The organism is Pedobacter nyackensis (assembly GCF_032678475.1).
GTDB classification, from domain to species: domain Bacteria; phylum Bacteroidota; class Bacteroidia; order Sphingobacteriales; family Sphingobacteriaceae; genus Pedobacter; species Pedobacter nyackensis_A.
The window spans coordinates 172,226-194,975 of record NZ_JAVTSF010000008.1; the positions used below are offsets into that span (position 1 = coordinate 172,226).

20 protein-coding genes are annotated in these 22,750 nt (G+C 39.9%); 7 read left to right on the forward strand and 13 right to left on the reverse strand.

Features of this window, described 5'->3' with window-relative positions; all coding sequences use genetic code 11:
• Nucleotides 1–6: 6 nt before the first annotated feature.
• The 3 genes from R2Q84_RS22330 to R2Q84_RS22340 form a co-directional block, all read right to left on the reverse strand.
• Complete coding sequence (locus R2Q84_RS22330) at nt 7–3,630, reverse strand: SusC/RagA family TonB-linked outer membrane protein (protein WP_316818820.1); 3,624 nt, start codon at nt 3,628–3,630, stop codon at nt 7–9.
• Between the two features lie 192 nt (nt 3,631–3,822).
• On the reverse strand, nt 3,823–4,956 hold the full coding sequence (locus tag R2Q84_RS22335) for a FecR family protein (RefSeq protein WP_316818821.1): 1,134 nt from the start codon (nt 4,954–4,956) through the stop codon (nt 3,823–3,825).
• A 123-nt stretch (nt 4,957–5,079) separates the two neighbouring features.
• Nucleotides 5,080–5,643 (reverse strand): RNA polymerase sigma-70 factor, encoded by a 564-nt coding sequence (locus tag R2Q84_RS22340; RefSeq protein WP_316818822.1) that lies wholly within the window; start codon nt 5,641–5,643, stop codon nt 5,080–5,082.
• 213 nt (nt 5,644–5,856) lie between these two features.
• On the opposite strand from R2Q84_RS22340, the gene R2Q84_RS22345 reads away from it, so the two are divergent.
• The gene (locus R2Q84_RS22345; protein WP_316818823.1) at nt 5,857–6,078 is read left to right on the forward strand and encodes a hypothetical protein; all 222 of its coding nucleotides are present in this window, start codon (nt 5,857–5,859) and stop codon (nt 6,076–6,078) included.
• A gap of 63 nt (nt 6,079–6,141) precedes the next feature.
• On the opposite strand, the gene R2Q84_RS22350 is transcribed toward R2Q84_RS22345, so the two are convergent.
• From R2Q84_RS22350 to R2Q84_RS22395, 10 genes are all read right to left on the reverse strand, one after another.
• Nucleotides 6,142–7,338 (reverse strand): GAF domain-containing sensor histidine kinase, encoded by a 1,197-nt coding sequence (locus R2Q84_RS22350; protein ID WP_316818824.1) that lies wholly within the window; start codon nt 7,336–7,338, stop codon nt 6,142–6,144.
• A gap of 39 nt (nt 7,339–7,377) precedes the next feature.
• Nucleotides 7,378–8,226, reverse strand: coding sequence for an alpha/beta hydrolase (locus R2Q84_RS22355; protein WP_316818825.1), 849 nt, complete (start codon nt 8,224–8,226; stop codon nt 7,378–7,380).
• A 98-nt stretch (nt 8,227–8,324) separates the two neighbouring features.
• Nucleotides 8,325–11,132 carry a leucine--tRNA ligase gene (gene leuS / locus R2Q84_RS22360; protein ID WP_316818826.1) on the reverse strand — a complete coding sequence of 936 codons (2,808 nt, stop codon included), beginning with the start codon at nt 11,130–11,132 and terminating at the stop codon, nt 8,325–8,327.
• Between the two features lie 67 nt (nt 11,133–11,199).
• Nucleotides 11,200–12,375: an NRAMP family divalent metal transporter gene (locus R2Q84_RS22365; RefSeq protein ID WP_316818827.1), complete on the reverse strand. Its 1,176-nt coding sequence runs from the start codon at nt 12,373–12,375 to the stop codon at nt 11,200–11,202.
• A gap of 3 nt (nt 12,376–12,378) precedes the next feature.
• A complete protein-coding gene (locus tag R2Q84_RS22370) occupies nt 12,379–13,146 on the reverse strand; it encodes a 5-oxoprolinase subunit PxpA (protein WP_316818828.1) in 768 nt (255 codons plus the stop codon).
• Complete coding sequence (locus R2Q84_RS22375; protein WP_316818829.1) at nt 13,139–14,104, reverse strand: biotin-dependent carboxyltransferase family protein; 966 nt, start codon at nt 14,102–14,104, stop codon at nt 13,139–13,141. Before R2Q84_RS22375 ends, R2Q84_RS22370 begins: the two co-directional genes overlap by 8 nt.
• The gene (gene pxpB / locus R2Q84_RS22380; protein WP_316818830.1) at nt 14,094–14,801 is read right to left on the reverse strand and encodes a 5-oxoprolinase subunit PxpB; all 708 of its coding nucleotides are present in this window, start codon (nt 14,799–14,801) and stop codon (nt 14,094–14,096) included. Before pxpB ends, R2Q84_RS22375 begins: the two co-directional genes overlap by 11 nt.
• Nucleotides 14,802–14,808: 7 nt before the next feature.
• A complete protein-coding gene (locus R2Q84_RS22385; protein ID WP_316818831.1) occupies nt 14,809–15,855 on the reverse strand; it encodes an NAD(P)-dependent alcohol dehydrogenase in 1,047 nt (348 codons plus the stop codon).
• Between the two features lie 98 nt (nt 15,856–15,953).
• Complete coding sequence (locus R2Q84_RS22390; RefSeq protein WP_316818832.1) at nt 15,954–17,210, reverse strand: chloride channel protein; 1,257 nt, start codon at nt 17,208–17,210, stop codon at nt 15,954–15,956.
• Nucleotides 17,211–17,324: 114 nt separating this feature from the next.
• Nucleotides 17,325–17,732, reverse strand: a complete 408-nt coding sequence (locus R2Q84_RS22395; RefSeq protein WP_316818833.1) for a lipocalin family protein — start codon at nt 17,730–17,732, stop codon at nt 17,325–17,327.
• A gap of 555 nt (nt 17,733–18,287) precedes the next feature.
• Here R2Q84_RS22395 and R2Q84_RS22400 point away from each other — a divergent pair.
• The 6 genes from R2Q84_RS22400 to R2Q84_RS22425 are packed head-to-tail and all read left to right on the forward strand — an operon-like array spanning nt 18,288 to nt 22,725.
• Nucleotides 18,288–19,166 carry a cell division protein FtsX gene (locus R2Q84_RS22400; RefSeq protein WP_316818834.1) on the forward strand — a complete coding sequence of 293 codons (879 nt, stop codon included), beginning with the start codon at nt 18,288–18,290 and terminating at the stop codon, nt 19,164–19,166.
• Nucleotides 19,166–19,390 (forward strand): DUF3098 domain-containing protein, encoded by a 225-nt coding sequence (locus R2Q84_RS22405; protein WP_316818835.1) that lies wholly within the window; start codon nt 19,166–19,168, stop codon nt 19,388–19,390. Before R2Q84_RS22400 ends, R2Q84_RS22405 begins: the two co-directional genes overlap by 1 nt.
• A 9-nt stretch (nt 19,391–19,399) precedes the next feature.
• Nucleotides 19,400–20,194: an undecaprenyl-diphosphate phosphatase gene (locus R2Q84_RS22410; RefSeq protein ID WP_316818836.1), complete on the forward strand. Its 795-nt coding sequence runs from the start codon at nt 19,400–19,402 to the stop codon at nt 20,192–20,194.
• The gene (truB, locus tag R2Q84_RS22415) at nt 20,194–20,919 is read left to right on the forward strand and encodes a tRNA pseudouridine(55) synthase TruB (protein WP_316818837.1); all 726 of its coding nucleotides are present in this window, start codon (nt 20,194–20,196) and stop codon (nt 20,917–20,919) included. The genes R2Q84_RS22410 and truB overlap by 1 nt, the downstream gene beginning before the upstream one ends.
• A 2-nt stretch (nt 20,920–20,921) precedes the next feature.
• The gene (locus tag R2Q84_RS22420; RefSeq protein ID WP_316818838.1) at nt 20,922–21,785 is read left to right on the forward strand and encodes a YitT family protein; all 864 of its coding nucleotides are present in this window, start codon (nt 20,922–20,924) and stop codon (nt 21,783–21,785) included.
• 4 nt (nt 21,786–21,789) lie between these two features.
• Complete coding sequence (locus R2Q84_RS22425) at nt 21,790–22,725, forward strand: bifunctional riboflavin kinase/FAD synthetase (protein WP_316818839.1); 936 nt, start codon at nt 21,790–21,792, stop codon at nt 22,723–22,725.
• The last annotated feature ends 25 nt before the right edge of the window (nt 22,726–22,750 follow it).

The following is a 22,750-nucleotide window of genomic DNA, read 5'->3' on the forward strand; positions in this document are numbered from 1 at the left end:
TAGTATTTATAAGGTTAAATGAATACCTACATTAAATGCGTTTTGCCCCGTAGGCAGGGACCTTGACCCATAACGTGCATCCTGGAATTCAGGATCAATGCCGTAATCATTAGCCTTCCAAAGCATAATGTTAGACATACCTGCCCTCAGGCTCAATCCTTCAATTTTCAATTTACCAGTAACAGTTTTTGGGAAGGCGTAACTGAAACCCAAATCTCTTATTTTCATATAAGAAGCGCTAACTGCATTCAGATTACCATACCTGTAGTAAGCAGTATTTCTTTCAAAATCCTTGGCTGGTGGCTGATATCCGGGAATATTGGTCCAGGCCTCATCTCCTGGCTTTTGCCAGCGATTGGCAAAATCAGCATGTAGGTTTCCACTTTGAAAATCCTGGTTTCCTATAAAGCCATAACCCTGGGTTGATTCGCTATATACACTATTTACATCCCTAAACATCATATGTCCCAGATTGTAAACGATATTGATATTGAGGGAGAAACCTTTATAACCAAACGTATTGGACAGTCCTCCGCTCCATGCTGGTTGAAACACCCCCATAAACAATACATCATTTGTTTTAGGCAGCTCCGCATCTGCCATGCCCAGCGACGCAGTACCATTCGCAAGTCTAACCAATGGGTTACCGGCAGCATCAAGGCCCGCATAATCGTAAGCAAACATTGAAAACGCCGGATAATCCTTTAAATACTGTGCCTCTATTTTATCTTTTCCAGTTGCTACAGCAGTCAGCAAATTGATCTTGGTAATTTTGTTTTTATTATAAGAAAGTGTAAAAGAACTATTCCAATTGAAATTAAGGCTACGGATATTTACAGAATTAATGGAGGCTTCTATTCCTTTGTTTGACATATTTCCCACATTACCTACAATGGTAGGAAATCCTGTTATTGGATTTACTTCCAGCGGACCGATCAGGTCAGTTGATTTTTTTTGATAAAAATCCAGTGAAGCATTCAATCTACGGTTCAGTAAAGAAAAATCCAGGCCGATGTTAAGTGTCCTTGTCTCCTCCCAGGTCAGGTTTTTGTTACCCGCAGTCAACACATAGTAACCTTGTCCACCGGGCACGTAAGGATTTGAGAGGGGCCTTAGCACATCCTGGCTTGCGCTTTTACCTGGTAATGGAGAGTTTCCACCAATTCCATAAGTAATCCTGGCCGACAGGTCATCAATAAAACTCACCTGCTGTATAAAATCTTCTTTACTTAAGGTCCATTTCCCACCTACACTCCATGCTGGTTTGCGTTGTGCAGACTTGTTAATTCCAAATAAATTACTTTTATCCTGTCTCCAGCCCGCATTTAAAGTATACCTCTTATGGTATGTATAACCAAGATTGGCATAATAAGACCTGAACCGGAGCAGAGATTCGTGCTGTGTAAAAGGAGCCTCGCCGAGTGTTGAATTTCCTCCAAATATTGCATTTCCGCCAACTGCAGGCAGGATACCCCCGGCTATACCTGTAGTCCCCAATGTATTATAGTCTAACAACGTAGCTCTTTCTGCATTCTGATCATAACCATACACCGTACTGCCGGTGATGATATTTTTCTGTTCCTGCTCCTCATATCCTGCAAGGGCATTAAACTGGTGTAGCTGGTTTTTCGAGGTGTAATCGTATGCCAGCTGATTCCTTATTGTCCAGTTCTCATCCGTTAAATTGGAGGTAGCATATCTCCCACCTGTGTTGGGCAAATTATATTTGATGCTACCGTTATTGTTCTGGGCAAATTGAAGCAACAAGATATTCTGTGCGTAGTTGTTATTGTCATCATACCATGCAGTGCGGTTTGTTCCCCTGTTGTAACCAAATACACCTTCGTAGCGTAAACCTTTATAGAGCTTGATGGTAAGGCCTGATGTCAGACGCGCAATTAAAGCGTTACTATTAGTTGTACCTGTTTCCTGATTGGTTAAGGGGTTGTAATTCAGGCTGCGACCGGTTAAGCTTGCTATCGGACCAATGGCTTCATTTGGCAAGTTACCAAGGTAAGACATATCTATATTGTCACCTGACGCGTCGCGGAATAACTGGTATGGAAGAAAACGGTTGTCTGGCGATACCGCACGGTTTGAACCTGTTCGTTGATTCGTCAGATCAGCAATAAAAAATGCTTTGATCCAATCGTTAAAGATATAATCATGGCGGGTATTGATCTTAAAGGTATGGTCCTTTTCACCTGGCATAAAGCTTTGGTTACCAGTATACGCCATAGAGGTATAATTGGCATATTTTTCAGTTCCACCAGATAAAGAAAGTGTATGGTTCATCAAGGTTTGCGGGCGATAAAAAATATCGCGCATCTGACCAAGGTTATTGATCGCGCCCAGACTATCCAGCTTCGCATCTCTTACAGAGGCTGAGATTCGTCCACGTTCAAAATCCCACTCTATCTGACGGTCAGGAGCATATCCGGTACTGGCGATTGCAGGTTCATATATCGGGTTGTAGGTAAAATTTACAGGATCAAAAGTTTCCTTCGAAGCTTGTATGTATTGTCTGCTATTCAGTACTGGAAAATATTCAATATCAGGCCGCCCTTGGAAACTCGCGAATGCATCATAATTGATCCTCAGTTTCTGGTTGTTTTCTCCCGATTTGGTCGTAATTACAATTACCCCATTTGATGCGCGCGCGCCCCATATGGAAGCTGCAGTGGCATCTTTTAACACCGTTACATCCAGCACGTCCTGCGGGTTTATATAGGAGATATCCGGTACAGCAATACCATCCACGACAAACAAAGGAGAAGCACTAGTATAGTTTTGTACAGTTGGTAAGGTAGATAGACCGCGGATCAGAAATTGTTGTTTATCCGAAGTGGGAGAATTGTTAATAACCAGTCCCGGTATCAGACCATCTAAACGCTGAATGATATTGGTACTTGTTGCCCTGTTGGCCACAACATCCATATCAGGCTTTGAAAAAGAACCTGCACTGCGCTCTTTTGATATTTTCTGATAGCCGGTACTCACAATTACTTCCTGAAGATCTCCCCCCAATTTCATCTTAATAGTTCCCATATCCGCTCTAACTTTGGCAGAAAACGTCTCATATCCTGTATAAGAAATAGAAATCATTGCTTTTTCATCTACCCCTTTGATCATAAACTCCCCCGCGGCATCAGTTACAGCAACAGCCTTCCTGCCTTTAATTGTACCTGAAAAGTCTCCCGTCTCTTTGTTTTCGGAAAAATCAGCAAACACAATACTTATTGTGGCACCCGGCAAAGGTTTACCCTCTTCATCCAGTACCCTACCTTTTACATCTATTTCTTTGAACAGATCAACGACCTTATCCAGTATTGATTTCTTTTTGCCTTCGATGACTACAATTTTCCCATCGATATTATAAGTAAGGGGCAATCTGCTAAACAAGGTTTTCAAAGCCTCATCCAGGGTTGCATTTTTTAATTTAATATCGACCAAACCAGCATCTGTTACCAGCCTGCGCTCAAATAAAAAATCATAACCAGTTTGGGCCCTTATCTTTTTCAGTACGTTTTCAATGGAAGATTTCTGCTCGTTCAGTGTTACCCGCTGTCCAAAGGTTGCGGCACTTACCTGCATTATGGTGACTATTAATATGGCGGTGGTTAATCGCATAATGAGCAATAGTTTACAACTATAAATTTTATACATTTGTTTAGGTTTTGGTGAGCATGCTGCCTTTAGGTTCGAAGCTTCGGCATCATGCGTTTACGTTGATAATTTATTATTCATCTAAGCCAAACCGCAGTCAGGGGTGTTTCACGGCACTTCTGACTTCGTTGTTTAACGGCTTATATTGGATGGTATTTATTTTTCCACTATAATCGTCCTCCCTTCTATTTTAAAATGAATATTTCCTGCCAGTTCTATTCTCTTAAGTACGTCAGATAGCTTGCTTTTTCTGGAGATCCACCCACCCAGTTCTATATTATCTTTCAGATCGGCTTCGTATTGAACATCTACATCGTACCAGCGCGCAATTTTTCGCATAGTTGTTTTAAAATCCTCATCTTTAAACACAAAATCACCATTTTTCCAGGCCATAGTATTTTCAATATCTGCCGGAACAATTTTGAGTTGTCGCCCTGTTAACACCGATTGTTCTCCTGGTTTCAATATGGCTTCATTAATTTTCACGCTTCCTTCCAGCAATGTAGTCCGAGTTGCAATTTCATCGTCATAACTACAGATGTTAAAGTGTGTACCTAAAACCCTAACTTGCTGCCCTTTACTCTCTACAACAAATGGGCGTGTTTTATCTTTCGCAACTTCAAAATATGCTTCACCCACCAACTCCACTTTTCTTTGCTGATCTTTAGAATGGTTAAAGGCGGCAAGAAACTTTAGGCTACTCGCTGCATTTAGCCAAACTTTTGTTCCATCCGGCAGTGTAACCTGGTAAGTCCCACCTCTTGGTGTACTTACAGTCAGCAATTCCTTGTCTGCGGCCGATAAATTATCAGTTGCCGAAATTGCTTTGATTTTCGTACCATCGTTATATGCAAATTTTTCAGTACCTATTACCACGCCTGTTTTTACATCACTTAGATTTAGGGTCTTGCCATTCGCCAGGGTTATAGTTGCAGTATTGCGTCCGGGGCCTATATCATTGGTATAAGAAGAACTCCGCGTGTCTCTCTTACCGGAGAAATTAGAAATATTGAAAAAGTATGCTCCCAAAACAATTACAGCCATTACTGCAGCAACCATTGCAATACGAGGCCATAATTTTATTATCGGCTTATCAGTTACCGGCTGATAGTTCCAAAATCTACTTAATGATTCCTGCTTTAATACTTCAGGATCAAATCCCATTTCAGCCAAGCTCTGCTGATCCTGTTGAAAACTATCGTAACCAGCATTATATAATGCAATCTCCGGAAGGGTTGCGCTTCCTTCAGCTACTTTCTCTGCCAGAATTATGAAATCTTTGTTAGTCATTTCTATGCTTTATGTAAGTAAGTAACCTAAAGTAGGGGCAATACTTACAAGTCATAAAAATATTTTCAAATTATTTTGATGCCAAGAACCTCGACGGTTTAAAACTACTGAGAATTATAAAGGCTATATGAAGAAATTAATCCAGAAATACATTTTCCCTAAGTCTGCACGAAGCTTATTTAAAGCTCTTAAAATCTGAACGGATACTGTTTTTTCAGAAATACCTAGCTTTTCGGCGATCTCTTTGTTGCTTAAATGCTGTTCCCGGCTAAGCTTAAACACTTCTCGGCAACGTTCAGGTAATTGAGCCGTGAAACTTTCTATAATAGATTTCAACTCCTGTAGTTCCAGGCTTTCCTCATTAAATGAATAATGTTCTTCTACCTGTTTGAGCCTAAAATTTTCTCTTACTTTGCTACTTCGAATATAGTTGGCAGTTTGGTATTTTGTAGCCATCAACAGATAACCTTTTATACTGGCCATCTGATGTTGTGCCCTGTGCTCCCAAAACCAAATCAATACTTCCTGGACAATATCCATGCAGGTATCCCTATCCCGAAGTATGTTGTAGGCAGAGCGAAATAAATCTTCAAAATACCTATCATGAATTTCATTAAACGCTTCCCGGCTCCCATTCTTCAACAGCGCCACCAGTTCCTGATCGGTATATTTGCTATAAGCAACCATTCTAAATATTTCCTTGCCTTATTAAAACTACCATAACTGTTGCAAGTTTATACAAAAAACCAATAAAAAGTTTATTTATCCAATTTGAATCTATAGCCTATGAGATTGAATGTGTTGAGCGTTGGAGTACACGGTCATTGCAAAAATTAATTTATAAGAAAATAGTGGTAATAATAATTATTCTTTCCACGTTTGGCTATAACCATATCAAATATGAAAGCAGAAGAAATAAAAAGTTTATTTATCCAGTTTGAATCAACAGCTTACGAGATTGAAGGAGTTGAGTGTTGGAGTGCACGGTCATTGCAAACAATACTTGGTTACAACAAATGGGAAAACTTCGAGAAGGTGATTCAAAAAGCAAAAATCACTTGTAAAAACGCTGGAGAAACAGCAGTAGACCATTTTCCTGACGTCAGGAAAATGGTTCCATAGACTAAATGAGCCTATAGAGACGAAGACATTACGCTAACCAAATACACTTGTTAGAAAACAACACTAATACTTTGGCAGATACAGAAAAAAGTCTGAACCCTGCCCCTCAACTGACTCAACCTTTATCGTTCCGTTTAACCGTTCTACTTGCGATCGTACTGCGCCCAATCCGATACCATTACCTTTCTTTTCAAAACGATCGGGAAGTCCAGAGCAATACCCATGTTCAAAAATACGTTCTCTGACTTCAAGAGGTATTCCTCTCCCATTATCACGTACAACAAAAGAATAGCCCGCATCTGTCGGTTCAAAAGACACTTCAATTTCAGGATACACTTTATCGTTGTACCGAACAGCATTACTCAAAAGGTTTAACAGCATTTGTTCCAATGCAATTCTAGAGCAAAACAGTTCTGCATCAGCAGGTAGTTTTATTTTATAGTTATCCGGGATGGTTAGCATATCCAATACTTCTTTCAGGAGAGCGGAAAGAGAAAAAGCATCTTGATTTTGCTGAGCCTGAGCACTAGAATTACCCAACAATTCGTTAACATAGCTTAACAGATTCTTTGCCGAATTCATTGAAAGCTCTATAAACCTGGAATAACTTTCATCGCCTGCCTTTTTTGTTTTCGCACTTAGCGCCTGCAAAGTAAGCATGATGTTCCCAAGTGGATTTTTAATATCATGTGCCACACGTTCGGCAAATCTCTGAATAAAACTGTTGGATTCCGCAAGGTCCTTATTAACCTTTTCGTATTCACAAGCTTTCTTACGTAGCTCCATTAATTGTAGTGTCTGACGGCCAAGGATCTTTAATGCCCTTATCTGGCTATCATTAAGCTGTTTCTTCTCATTCCCAATTACACAAATGCTACCCAATGCATATCCTTCCGAATTAACCAATGGAACGCCAGCATAAAAAACAACTTTATGTTCTCCGGTAACCATTGGATTATCCGAAAAACGTTCGTCTGTTCTTGCATCACTAACAATCATAATCTCTTGTCCATCCAAAATAGCATGACTACAAAAGGTATAATCCCTATGGTTCTCTGTTAGCTCTGTCCCGTATCTCGACTTAAACCATTGTCTTTGCTCACCGATCAAAGTAATCAATGCAACCGGAGTCTGGCAAATTTCAGCGGCCAACAAAGCCAAATCATCATAATTCTGTTCCTGCTCACTATCCATTAATTGGTAGGAAGACAATGCAATGAGTCTGGCAGACTCGTTTTCAGGTAATCGAGCGGTTTTCATTTATTCTTGTATATTGAAAACTAAAGATAACAGTAATCTCTATGGATACAATATCTTCAATGCGTTTGAAATGGCCTGATGTGAAATAGTAGCATGGTTCTCTTCTGGCAGATAATCAAAATAAACACTTACATTTTTACTCTTTCCTGCTTTTAGTTTTTCGGCAAGCAGGTTTGCATCAACCTCCATCACACGAGGAATGCTACCAGGAACCAACCCTTCCTTGCCAACGGCTAAATAAATGCTAGTCTTTGACGAAAAACTATCTTTTAGCAAGTCAGATGATTGATTAAACAAAGATCCGTTATCCCACCATAAACTCGGACTAATGATGATATACTTATTAAACAAGTCCGGCTTTTTTAGCAAAATTTCCGTTATTAAAAGCCCACCCAACGATTGACCAATGATCGTTTTAGATTTGGTTGTCTTATAGTTCTTATCTATAAAGGGTTGTAATTCCTTTTCTAAAAAAGCTATAAACCGGTCAGAATGGCCCGATGTGGGGGCACTTTTCTTCTGTTCTTCAATCGTTGTTGGATAAGTAAAATCACGTCTTCTGTCAACGGTAGCAATTCCCACCACAATTGATTTTGGCACACGATTAATCCAGGGAAAGCTATTATACTGGATCAGGCCGGCCACATGAATAAAATCTTCATCTGCAGAGCCATCCAACAAATAAATTACAGGGTAATTTGTCGTATCATTTTCCTTATAACCTTCCGGCAGGTAAATATTTAAAATCCTTTTTTCGCCTAACTCTCTGGAATTAATTTCGTCAATAACCCCCAAAACAAAAGGTTTTCGATGATCTTGTTTTTTCTTTTGGGCATACGTTAGTAAACCAAACATAGACAGCATTATTATCAAAATTGTTTTTTTCATAAAGTAAGTGTTAGTAGAAACAAAGCTATAAAAAATGCCGGTGTTGTTTTTGCGAACAACACCGGCATATTGGTTATTTTCTACAGTAGTCGTAAATATTACAAAACAATATTTACAATCCTGCCCTTCACCACAATCACCTTCTTAGGTGTCTTGCCTTCCAGATATTTCTGTACATCTTCATTCGCCAATACCGTTTCCTCAATCTGCTTAACATCTAATGTAAGGCTCATGCTCAGGTTCAAACGGGTTTTACCATTTACTGAAACCGGGTAACTAAACTCATCCTCTACCAAATGCGCAGGATTGAAGGTTGGATACGGTGTATACGACAACGTACCCGCGTCATGCCCTAACAATACCCAAAGTTCCTCACAAATATGCGGAGCATACGGAGAAAGAACCACAACAAGATCTTCCAATACCTGACGGTTTTTACATTTCAGATCAGTAAGTTCATTTACAGCAATCATGAAACTCGATACAGAAGTATTGAACGAGAAACGTTCTACATCATCCTGTACTTTTTTAATGATCTTGTGTAAAGCTTTAAGCTCCGCTTTGGCAGGCACAGAGTCGCTTACATGGAAAGTCCAGTTTTCATTGTGGAACAAACGCCAGAACTTACGAAGGAACTTAAATACACCTTCAATACCATTGGTATTCCAAGGCTTACTTTGCTCTAACGGACCTAAGAACATTTCGTACATTCTTAAAGTATCCGCTCCATAACTCTCTATCAGCATATCCGGGTTTACTACATTGTAGTAAGACTTCGACATCTTCTCAACTTCTACACCGCAGATATACTTACCATTTTCAAGAATAAATTCAGCATCAGCAAATTCAGGTCTGAACAACTTAAATTTCGCGATATCTAAAATCTCGTTATCTACAATGTTTACATCAACGTGCAACGCCGAAGTTTTATATTCTTTTCTTAAGCCATAAGAAACCAATTTGTTCGTACCTCTTCCTTCTTCGTCAATTACACGGTAGACGAAATTACTTCTTCCCTGGATCATGCCCTGGTTAATCAGCTTTTTAAAAGGCTCTTCTTCCTGAACATAACCAAGATCTTTCAGGAACTTATTCCAGAAACGGCTGTATAACAAGTGACCGGTAGCATGCTCCGAACCACCAATATAAAGATCTACGTCTTTCCAATACTCAATAGCGTCCTTTGATACAAAATCTGAATCATTTTTTGCATCCATATAACGATACCAGTACCAGCTTGAGCCCGCCCATCCTGGCATGGTACTCAATTCATATTCGTATTCATCTTCGTACTTCCAGTCTTCAGCTCTACCCAATGGCGGTTCGCCTGTTTCTGTCGGCAAATATTTATCAATTTCAGGAAGCATTAAAGGCAGTTCTTCCTCTTTAACCAAGTATGGTAATCCATCTTTAAAATATACGGGAATTGGCTCACCCCAATAACGCTGGCGACCAAAAATTGCATCGCGCATACGGTAATTGATTTTAGCCTTACCCACTTCTTTCTCTTCCAACCAGGAGTTTAAAGTTGCTGTAGCTTCATCATATCCCATTCCATTGATGAAACCAGAGTTGATGTACTTACCTTCTTTGGTCGGATCAGCCTCATGTTCAATATCCTTCTGTGCATCCAAAATCTGTACTACAGGCAGGTTAAAATGACGGGCGAACAACCAATCGCGCTGATCGCCACTTGGCACACCCATTACCGCACCAGTACCATAACCAGCAAGTACGTAATCAGCTATCCAAAGCTGGATGCGTTCGCCACTAACCGGATTAACTACATAGCTACCCGTAAAAGCACCCGATACCGTTTTGATATCTGCCATACGATCCAGTTCTGATTTCTTTTTGGTCTGAGCAATATAATTGTTGATATCGTTTTGTTGCGCTGCAGTAGTCAATTGTGCAACCAACTCGTGCTCTGGCGCAAGCACCAGGTATGAAACACCAAATATAGTATCTACGCGAGTGGTAAACACTTCGATAAAATCCTGACTTAATCCTGTAATTTCTTCAGAAGGCTCGATAGCAAACCTTACACTTGCACCGATGCTTTTTCCTATCCAGTTACGCTGCATCTCCTTAACCGGCTCCGGCCAGTCGATGGTATTTAAACCTTGCAACAAACGCTCCGCATAAGCTGAGATACGCATGCTCCATTGCATCATTTTTTTCTGTTCAACCGGGTGACCGCCGCGCTCTGAAAAACCGTCTTTTACCTCATCATTAGCCAATACCGTACCTAAAGCAGCACACCAGTTTACGGTACTTTCCTTTAAGTAAGTTAAGCGATATTTTAAAAGCTCTTCCTGTTTTTCCTCCGAAGTCATAGTTGCCCAGTCGCTCGGCATAAAGCTTTTTACATCTTCATCACAAACCGCTTTTACATCGGCACTACCCGCAGCATTAAATTTCTCGATTAACGTAGTAATATCTTCCGCGCGATCAGTTTCCAGGTTGTACCAGGAATTGAACAACTGCATAAAAATCCACTGTGTCCATTTATAATATTCCGGATCACTGGTACGGACCTCTCTGCTCCAATCAAATGAGAACCCAATTCCATCAAGTTGCTTACGATAAGTGTTGATATTGGTTTCGGTTGTTAAAGCCGGATGCTGACCGGTTTGAATGGCATACTGCTCTGCCGGCAAACCGAAAGAATCGTATCCCATTGGGTGAAGTACATTAAAGCCTTTTAATCTTTTGTACCTCGAAAATATATCGGAAGCAATATAGCCAAGTGGGTGTCCAACATGTAATCCTGCCCCTGAAGGATAAGGAAACATGTCGAGCACATAAAACTTAGGTTTTGCAGAATCAGTTTCTGCTTTAAACGTTTGGTGCTCTGCCCAAAACTTTTGCCACTTTTGCTCTATTTCTTTAAATTGGTAATCCATTAATGCTATTCCTTTTATAGCGCGAAAATAACGAAATAAAGATTGTTAGCGAAACGCTTTCCTAAAATTAAAAATATTGGATCAGCACGTTGATACTCATATAGGTCATGATGACTACAACCAGCCCACCAAGTGCACTAAGCCAGATCGGATGTTTATAATCGCCAATGATCTTTGTTTTGTAAGCGGCGAACAAAATAGTGGCTAGTGTAATCGGCAAAATGAAGCCATTTACCACCCCCGCCATGATCAGCAACTTAACGGGTTGCCCAACCAGAATAAAAATCAAAGTAGAAATCAGGATAAAAGCTATAATAAGTTTATTCTCGTTCCGGGCAATTGCCGGGCTGAAGGATTTGATAAATGAAACAGAAGTATAAGCCGAACCAATAACAGAAGTAATGGCAGCCGAGAACATCACCAGCCCAAACAAACGATAGCCTACATTACCTGCAGCCAGTTGAAATATAGATGCAGTGGGATTTCCTGCATCAATAAGCAGACCTTGAGTCACTACGCCCAGCGAAGCCAGGAACAAAAATATCCTGACCAAAGAAGCCACAGAAATACCCATTACAGCACTCGTACTCACCTGTTTCAAAGCACCTTTACCTTTTATCCCTGCATCCAGTAAACGATGTCCGCCTGAAAAGGTAATGTAACCGCCCACGGTTCCACCTACAAGGGTAACAATAGTTATCAAATCAATTTTTAAAGGGACAATTGTTCTTAACGCGGCTTCGCCTACAGGTGGTGCAGAAGTTATTGCAATATAGATGATCACAACGATCATAATTGCCCCCATCAGCTGGGCAAACCTATCCATCGCCTTTCCAGCCTCTTTAATCATAAAAATAGCAATCGCCAAAGCAGCAGAAATCATTGCTCCTGTAGCTACTGGAATCCCCAATAGTGCATTCAGTCCAAGTCCGGCCCCTGCAACATTGCCTATATTAAAGGCTAATCCACCTAGTATGATCAATAATGAAATAAAGCTACCTAGCCCAGGCAGCAATAAATTAGCAATATCCTGCGCTCTTTTTTCAGAAACAGCAATTACCCTCCAGATGTTCAGTTGTACAGCAATATCAATCAGTATGGAAGTCAGGATAACAAAACCAAAGCTGGCGCCTAAAGATTGAGTGAACACCGTTGTTTGGGTTAAAAACCCTGGACCAATGGCCGATGTAGCCATTAAAAAAGCGGCGCCTGTTAAAACACTCCAGTTTATTTTTTTTGTCATAGTTTAAGGCGCTTGCAAACCTATATTTTCTTCTTTAAGCAAGGTATGAATTTTAGCCGCAAATGTAGCAGCATGTTCACCATCACCATGCAAACAAATGGTATCGGCTTTGATAACAAGATCAATACCACGTGTGCTGGTCACTAATCCCTCTTTTACCATTCGTAAAGACTGTGCCATAGCATGATCCTCACTTGTAATCAATGCATTGGGTAATTTTCTGGAAGTTAAGCTCCCATCGTCCTGATACGTCCGGTCTGCAAACACTTCATTGGCTACCCGTAAACCTATTTTATGACCAGCTTTTATCAATTCACTCCCCGATAAACCATAAAGCACCAACATAGGGTTCACTTTGTAAACAGCTTCGGCAATGGCTTCTGCCAGATTTGCATTTGCCGCAGCCATATTATAAAATGCACCATGAGGTTTTACATGTCGTAACAACCCACCTTCTGAATGTACAAAACCATTCAGTGCGCCAATCTGGTAAACTACCATATCATAAGCTTCTTCCGCACTAAGGGCCATTTCTCTCCTGCCAAAACCCTGCAGATCAGGCAAGCCAGGATGCGCACCTATGGCTACATTATATTTCAAGGCCAGCTTCACTGTTTTTTTCATCACCGCAGCATCACCTGCATGAAATCCACAGGCAATATTAGCAGAGGTAATGTATGGGAAGATTGCTTCGTCGTTTCCGATCTGATAGGCACCATAGCTTTCCCCCATATCGCAATTCAGATCCACCATTAACTGACCGCTATTCATAACTATTACTTTTAAATGTTAAAGCTTGCTTCAATTGTTTAAGTTGATTTTCCCTTTGTAGTAAAGCTTTCCGTGCATCTCCTATCGTAACCAATTTAAACCGAATCTGCTGACCACTTTGCATTTGAGCCAATTTGCTCAGATCGGCTGTAATAACCTGCAATATTCTAGGATACCCCCCGGTAGTCTGATGATCGGCCATTAACAATATTGCACCTCCATCAGGCGTCACCTGTACCGTTCCAAATGCAACTGCAGAGGAAAGCATTTCCTTGGGCTTAATAGTTTGCAATAGTTCACCTTCTAATCTATAACCCATTCTGTCGGCCGACTTGCTGATTAAATAATTACTATTAAATAAACCAGCTGTACTTTGACTTGTAAACAAGTCAAATTCGGGGCCTTTCATCGCCCTTATTTCGTGGTCGTCCAAATCAGGATATAACTTCAGATCGGCCGACCATTTAAAAGTATCACCTTTATCTTCGTATACTTTTTTAAATAACAATTCGTCATCATTTTTTAAGGCTCTTCCCTTATAGCCTCCAAAACCGGCCTTCAAGTAAGTAGCATAACTTCCAAGTACTTCAGGCAAATCGAAACCTCCAAAAACCGTAAGATAACTTCGGCAACCTTTTACCGCAGCTCCAAAACTCAGGGTAGCTCCTTTAGGTATAAACAGCGGTCTCCACATTTTTACCGGTAGCCCATCAACTGTGGGACTTAAATCACCTCCTGTAATCGCAATCAGCTGATCCGTTTCAAAAAATAATTTAGGCCCAAGCAATGTACATTCCAGACCTGCCTCAGCAACATGATTCCCGAGCAACATATTACCTATTTGAAGTGCCAGGGTATCCATCGCACCGCTCACAATAATCCCGTCCTTACGATATCCATTTCTACCCAGATCCTGTACGGTTGTCAGCATCCCCCCTTTTATCACTTTAATTCCCATCTGCCTGCTTTTTTATCTCGTCAAACTCCTCTTCAGTAATGGCTACAAATCGTAATCGGTTTCCGGCCTTTACTAAGGCCGGAGGATCTCTTTCAGGATCAAACAACTTTAGAGGGGTTTGTCCGATGATCTGCCAGCCTCCTGGGGTTTCAATAGGATAAATTCCTGTTTGCATCCCTGCAATGCCAACGGAGCCCGCCGGAATTTTAACAGATGGTATTTCCTTTCGTGGACTTGCAATCTTTTCGTTCAAGCCACCTAAGTATGGAAAACCTGGCGCGAAACCAATCATATATACAAGATATTCTTCCGCACTATGTAAAGCGATAACTTCCATTTCGGAAAGCCCGGTATGAGCAGCCACAAAAGAAAGGTCAGGTCCTTGCATCCCGCCGTACAAAACAGGTATATCAACAGTTACCGATTCTACACGCTCTGTATCCTCAGCTATCTCTGCCAGCATCTCTATAAAAAGCAGTTTCACCGTTTCATAATCAGTTACCACCGGATCATAAAATACAGTTACAGTAGTGAAAGCCGGCACATACTCTATAAAACCTTCAAAAGAATACTCTTCCAAAAAACTGCCTATCGCTGAAATATGACGTTGTATGTCTTCCGAAATCGACTGACCAAGTTCCAGCACAATAGCGCTGTCTCCTAAAGGATAATATAGAGTAGATGCAATGCTTTTCACAATCTGGTTACTTCAACGTTTCCATATCAATTACAAACCGATATCTTACATCACCTTTCACCATACGATCGTATGCCGACTGAATATCTTTGATGTCAATCATCTCGATATCCGAAACAATATTATTTTCTGCACAGAAGTCCAGCATTTCCTGAGTTTCGGCAATACCTCCGATACCGGATCCAGCTAAACTTTTACGGCCACCAAGTAAACTAAATGCCGCTACTTCAGCAGGTTTTGGTGGTACGCCTACACAAATCATTGTTCCATTTGTTCTTAACAATGAAAGGTACAGGTTAAAATCGTGTTCTGCAGATACAGTATCCAGGATAAAATCGAAAGTTCCTCTTGCGGCCTTCAACTGTTCCGGATCTGTAGTAACTACAAAATTGTGCGCGCCCAACTTTTTAGCATCAGCTTCCTTATTCGGCGAGGTACTTAATACGGTTACTTCCGCACCAAAGGCTACTCCGAATTTAACGGCCATATGGCCTAGTCCACCTAAACCCAATACAGCCAGCTTATGACCTTTCCCAACTTTCCAGTGCCTTAATGGAGAATAAGTAGTAATACCCGCGCAAAGCAATGGTGCAACAGCTGCCAGATTTAGCTTATCGGAAACACGTAATACAAACTCTTCACGAACCACAATGGTATTGGAATAACCGCCATACGTAGGCATAGAACCGTCCCGTTCCATTCCATTGTAAGTCTGCGTATTTCCCTCCAGACAGTACTGTTCCAGATCTTGTTTACAGTTTTCACATACCTGACAGGAATCAACCATACAACCTGTACCAGCTATATCACCAACCTTAAATTTAGTTACATGATTACCTACCTTAACCACGCGACCAACAATCTCATGTCCGGGTACCATTGGAAATATTCCAGGGAACCAGTCATTTTTAATCTGGTGCAGATCGGAGTGACAAACGCCACAGTAAAGTATATCAAATTGTACATCGTGCGGACCTACTTCACGTCTGTTAAAAGTCCAGGGCGCCAGTGGTGTATTTTCATCCTGTGCGGCATATCCTTTTGTTTCAATCATTTTTTTAGAATTTTAGGTTAAACCTATTCTTTTTAATACAAAAAACACGAGCATTCTTTATTTGTTGCAAAAGATTGATAAAAAATTTAAAAGTGTCCCTAAGTCTTACTGAACAACGAATACTTGATTTTACCAAATAAGAAATGACGGGGAGTTTTATTTTCCGGAGCATTATAAATACTGTGGCGACCTGAAATGAAATAAGAAACAATGCAGGCTATGGCTACGTACACACCACATGAAAGACCAAAAAGCTCAAGTGCCATTATACAACAGGCTAAAGGAGTTTTTGCTGCACCAGCAAAAACAGCAACAAAGCCCATCCCCGCCAACAAGCTTACGGGCAAGGGAAGAAATAAAGATAGCGCACTACCTAATGTTGCTCCGATAAAAAATAGCGGTGTCACCTCTCCCCCTTTAAATCCAGCACCTAGTGTGATGGCTGTAAACAAAATTTTAAGTATGAAATCCTGTGTTTGAGCCGCAGCATTAAAAGATTCAAGAATCGCCGGGATCCCTAAGCCTGAATATTTATAAGTACCCGGCAACATAAACAACAAGACAAGTACAACGCCACCAGCGAATGGCCGTAATGGCGCATAGCTTATCTTTTTAAACAAATGTGAAAAACCCTCGGTTAGTTTTACGAATAAAATTGCCGCAATTCCAAATGCAACGCCGGCCATTGCACTGTACATTAATGACCTAACAGATACAGGCAGGACAGCACTAATGTTGTAATGCGTATGACCAACACCCCAAAGCTGTGTTACATAAGCACCAATAAATGCTGTGGCAGCAGCCGGAATTATTGCTTTGAGAGGTATTTTAGCCAACAAAAGAACTTCCATACCAAAAACAATACCAGCCCAGGGTGTTCCAAAAACGGAAGCAAAGCCGGCACTTAACCCGGCGATAAGGACTATACTACGATCGGCTGCATTTAATTTAAACGGAGTATGCAATTGATCGGCTGTAGCACCAGCCATTTGTAAAGCTGTACCTTCCCGTCCTGCCGATCCCCCAAAAAGATGGGTAACGATAGTTCCCAAAAGCACCAACGGCACCATTCTAAAAGGAATAATATCTTTCGGATTATGTACAGTATCAAACACAAGTAGGTTCCCACGTTCTACTCCTTTCCCTTTATGATGATACAAAAAACCAATTGCAAATCCTGCAACAGGCAACAAGTACAATAACCAGGTATGCTGATCCCTAAAATTTGTAACAAGATTTAAAGCCGTTAGAAATACAGCCGACAACGTACCTGCTGCAATAGCAATAATCAGAATTAAGGAAATCCATTTTAATATACTGACAAAAAAAGGTATCGGAATTATCTGTTTAACCATATTCAGCCCTGCTAATGATTCAGGTGCAAGACAAATATAAATTTATAGTTGTAAAAAAAAGGAGCGCATCAAGATATTGATATCGCTCCCTTTCAGATCTCATTGTAAACTTGTTTACCTTGTCAGGTAATATTTTTCTGTCGTCGCAACAGTCTCGCCTTCTACTGTTGCACTGAACTCAAAGTTATTGTCCGTCAAAGTTGTAATTTTAGCTTTACGCAGTTTACCGTTATAAGTAAAATTTAAAAGCTTCCCCTCCAGGGCAACGTAATTCCCTGTATAACTATTAGTGTTAAGACTTATATATAATTCATCCTCCTCGTTACGGCGAAACTCAAAATAATCGGTATCAATCCCTGTATAGGTAACTGTTGCAGCCCCAGCAACAGTAGTCTCTATTTTAGAAACTTTCCATTGCCCTGCCAGCCCTTTAACAACCTGGTTACCATCGTCTTTCTGACAACTGACCAGCCCTGTTAAAATGAATAATGCAGTAATAGCGAAAGTAATTTGTTTTTTCATTAGGAAGTGATTTAAAGTTTGTAAACGATTTTATATTCGGACTTATAACGTAAAAAAAATCGTTTTGTTGCAAAAATGTTACACAAATCTGTTGTTCAGCATACAATTGCTGCCCCCATAGCATAAGACAAGTTTTATCAGCGCTGTCAGAAGTCGGAATAATCTAATGATGTCTTAATAATAAATAGGGAATAAATATAGGGTTGCTTTACCCTTCCTTTACCCCTCCTTTACCCTCGCTTTACCCTTGATTTACCCCTAGGGTAAAGAAACCCTAAAGCAAGGGTAAAGGAGGGGTAAAGAAATCCTTAATTTTTCCTTTAATTATCCCCTAGTTATACCTACTTCATTAAGTACACTAATCCAACGTTACGACCGTTGTCATAAAATTTCATGAATTGAACGAACTGCAAATGGTAATTCTAATTCCGATTGTTTTTCGCTACCATTGACCTCCTGGCCAACAGCAGAAAATAAATACTGAGGAAAATACGTTCTAGCTTTGTACTTTAGTGGCTTATATTTTTTATTTTCGCAGAACATAAAAACAATTACATGGAAGAATTTGAAGTTAGCGATGCTTCTAAGAAGACAAAAACCATATACATTTCTACAATATTTAGTATTGCATTGGTTTTATTGATGTTGGGTATGCTGGGGCTAATATTGGTACATGCAAAGAACCTTTCTAACTACGTAAAAGAGAATATTGTACTGAATATCATAGTAGATGAAGGTGCAAAAGAAACTGCGGTTTTGCAATTTCAAAAAGAGCTAAATGCTAATATTGCTATTAAAAACACTGTTTATGTAAATAAAGAAATGGCTGCCCGAAACTTAACCAACGACCTTGGAGAAGATTTCGTCAACTTTTTAGGCTATAATCCCTTGCTATCAACCATTGATGTTTATTTAAAGGCTGAGTATGCAAACAACAAGGGTATTGATGCTTTAAAAGCCAGTATCGCTAAAAACCCTATCGTAAAAGAGGTGATCTATCAAAGCTCACTGATTGATATGGTTAATAAAAATATCAATACCATAAGCCTGATTATCCTTGGCTTTGCTGCAATATTGCTGATTATTTCAATTGCTTTAATCAACAATACCATCCGGTTGGCCATTTATTCTCAACGTTTCCTCATTAAGAGTATGCAGCTTGTTGGGGCTACCAAGAACTTTATCCGCAAGCCTTTCATTCTTGTTGCAGCTTTGCACGGCCTGATTGCCGCCTTTATAGCTATATTGATTCTACTCGGCATATTATTCTATGCTCAGAAAGAAATTCCCGAAATGATCATTTTACGGAACTACACAGAATTTGGTATCGTACTTGGCAGCCTTATTGGTGTAGGTATTTTTATCACCGCCATCAGTACCTCCTTTGCAGTAAGCAGATATTTAAACTTAAAAATTTACGATCTTTACAGATAATGACTGAGAAAAAAACATCCCCTGCAAATCAGGGCAACAAAAGTGAACTGGTATTCACTAAAAAGAATTATCAACTGTTACTGATCAGTATTGCGATTGTTGTGCTTGGCTTTGTACTCATGACCGGAACCACTGACATATATGATTTCAGAAAAACATTACTAGCCCCAATGGTTGTTTTGTTTGGGTTTGGATTCGGCGTTTACGCTATTTTAAAAAAATAGGAATACCTGATGGATTATTTGCAAGCCTTTATTCTGGCTGTAATCGAAGGATTAACCGAGTTTCTTCCCGTTTCATCAACCGGTCATATGGTAATAGCCAGTTCCTTTATGGGCATAGGCAAAGATGAATTTGTTAAATTGTTTGAAGTTGCAATTCAATTAGGGGCCATTTTAGCCGTAGTTGTGCTGTACTGGAAAAAATTCTTTGACTTCAGTAAATGGCAGTTTTATTTAAAGCTGATTATAGCCGTGATTCCGGCCTTGTTTTTTGGCTTTTTATTAAATGATTTTATTGATGAAACTTTAGGCAATCCACTTTTTATTGCTGTGGTGTTATTGCTGGGAGGATTTGTATTGTTGTTTATCGACAAACTGTTTAAAAACCAGACCATCGCAAAAGAACAGGACATCAGCAATATTTCGGCATTTAAAATTGGATGTTTCCAGGTTTTGGCCGTAGTTTTTCCAGGTCTGAGCAGAAGCGCTGCTACCATTATCGGTGGTATGCAACAAAAATTAACCAGGCACGCAGCTGCCGAATTCTCATTTTTCCTTGCTGTACCCACCATGTGTGCGGCAACAGGATATAAATTGTTAAAAGGCGCCCACCTGCTAAATGCAGAAAACGTTAAGCTGTTACTTTTTGGTAACGTTGTCGCCTTTATTGTAGCCATCATCGCCATTAAATCGTTTATTGGCTTTTTATCTAAACACGGATTCCGCATTTTTGGCTGGTACAGAATAATTATTGGTGTAGTTTTAATTGCATTATATTATTCGGGGGTTGAAATGAATGTAATGTAATGACAGACCAACAAGAAGAACCTATAAAAAATATAGTATTTCCTGAATTCAATTTTGCTGAAGGTGAATTGCTACTGATTAACAAGCCTTATAAATGGACTAGTTTTGACGTAGTAGGAAAGATTAGAAACTCCTTAAAACCTTTAAAGTTAAAGGTAGGCCATGCCGGCACGTTAGACCCGCTGGCTACTGGTTTATTGATTATCTGTACAGGAAAGCTTACTAAACAGATTGATACTTTTCAGGCAGAAGAAAAAGAATACACAGGCACAATGGTGCTTGGTGCAACTACTCCATCCTTTGATCTGGAAACTGTAGTTGACCAGGAGTACTCCATTGACGGGATTACAGAAGAAGCAATTTATGCTGCTACTGCGCCTTTTACGGGCGACATACAGCAATACCCTCCTGCGCATTCGGCAGTAAAAGTAAATGGTGAACGGCTTTATGTTAAAGCGCGCAGAGGTGAAGAGACAGAATTGAAGTTAAGAAACGTAACCGTATCTGTTTTTGAAATTACACGAATTGCCTTACCGGAAGTTGATTTTCGTATAGTTTGCAGCAAAGGAACTTATATCCGGTCTTTAGTTTCTGACTTTGGAAAACAGTTGAATAATGGTGCTTACCTATCTAAACTTACCCGGACAAGAAGTGGCAGCTTTTTGTTAGAAAATGCTTTTGAAGTAAAGGATTTGGTTGATTATCTTAGATCTGAAAAAGCGTAGTTATGCGTGGGCATCCAAAATCGACAAAACTGAATTTCACCAAAAATGTTTTCTTAATCATTTGTGGTATCGTTTCGGCTTGTTTTGGATTGAAGAGCTTTTTGCTCCCCAGTGGATTTATTGATGGGGGGGTAACTGGAATATCGCTCCTGGTAAGTAATGTTACCGGGCTTAAACTCCCTTATTTAATCATATTGATCAATATCCCTTTTGTTCTTTTAGGATACAAACAAATAGGGAAAGTATTTGCAATTAAAACTTCTGTTGCCATCGGTATTCTTGCACTTTTTTTAATTGTATTACCTTTTAAACCGATTACACATGATCCTTTATTGATCGCCTTTTTTGGTGGTTTATTTTTGGGTGGAGGAATTGGTTTAGCCATGAGGGGTGGATGTGTAATTGACGGAACTGAGGTATTGGCTCTTTACATCAGTAAACACAGTACCCTTACAGTTGGAAATATCATTCTGATTCTAAACATTGTTATTTTCTCTTTTGCAGCCTTGTTGCTAAGTATCGACACCGCCCTTTATGCAATCCTGACTTATCTTTCGGCCTCCAATACAGTGGATTATATTGTAAATGGAATAGAACAATATACTGGCGTTACAGTTATATCGGAAAAGAATGTGCAGATCAAAAAGTTTATCATTAACCAAATGAAGCGCGGTGTGACCATTTACAAGGGCGAGGGGGGGTATGGAGTTAAAAAAGACATTGATATTTTATATACTGTTGTGACCAAACTGGAAATGGGCAAGTTACAAACTGCCATCAGACAGATTGATCCGGATGCATTTGTTATACAGCAGCAAATTGCTGACATAAAGGGCGGGGTTGTAAAACGCCAGGCCTTACATTAATTTTATGAAGATATACCATCACTTTTCTGAATTTAAAAGATTAAATAATGCGGTAGTTACCATTGGCACCTTTGACGGTGTCCATTTTGGTCATCAGAAAATTATTAAAAGACTATGTGAGCTGGCTAAGGCTACGGGAGGTGAAAGTGTGATTTTAACTTTTTTCCCTCATCCGAGACTAATTATTGATCCTGAAAACCAGGATTTAAAAATGATCAATACCATTGATGAAAAAGCAAAGATATTGGCGGCTCTTGGTGTTGACCATTTAATTATTACTCCTTTTACCCGCGATTTTTCGAACCTAACTCCAACCGAATACATCAAAAACATCCTGGTAGATACGATTGGCGTTAAAAATTTAATTGTGGGCTATGACCATCGCTTTGGTAAAGATCGGGCAGGCGGTATGCCTGAACTTGAAGCTGAAGCTAAAGTTTATGATTATAAAATAGAGGTAATACCCGAGCAAGATATCAACGATGTTGCCGTAAGCTCTACTAAAATACGCAACGCACTTTTAAATGGCGATGTTTCACTGGCCGCGAATTACCTGGGTTATAATTTCTCTCTTTATGGAAGGGTAATTAAAGGTGACAAAATTGGCCGCACGATAGGCTTCCCTACTGCCAATATTTTCATTGAAGAAACTTATAAACTCATCCCTTCTGATGGTATTTATGCCGTAACGGTTGATATGAACGGCCAGACATTTAAAGGTATGGCTTACATTGGTCAAAGGCCAACTATTAATGGGATGACCAGAAATATTGAAGTGAATATATTCGATTTTAACCAGGAAATTTATGGTCAGAATATTACAATGACTTTTCTTCAGTTTTTAAGACATGATGTTAAATTTACCGGTCTGGAAACCTTAAAATTACAATTACAAAAAGACAAAGAGGATACGCTGGCTTATTTCAATACGCTGTCTTAACCGCATTTTTTGCTTTTTTTTTAAC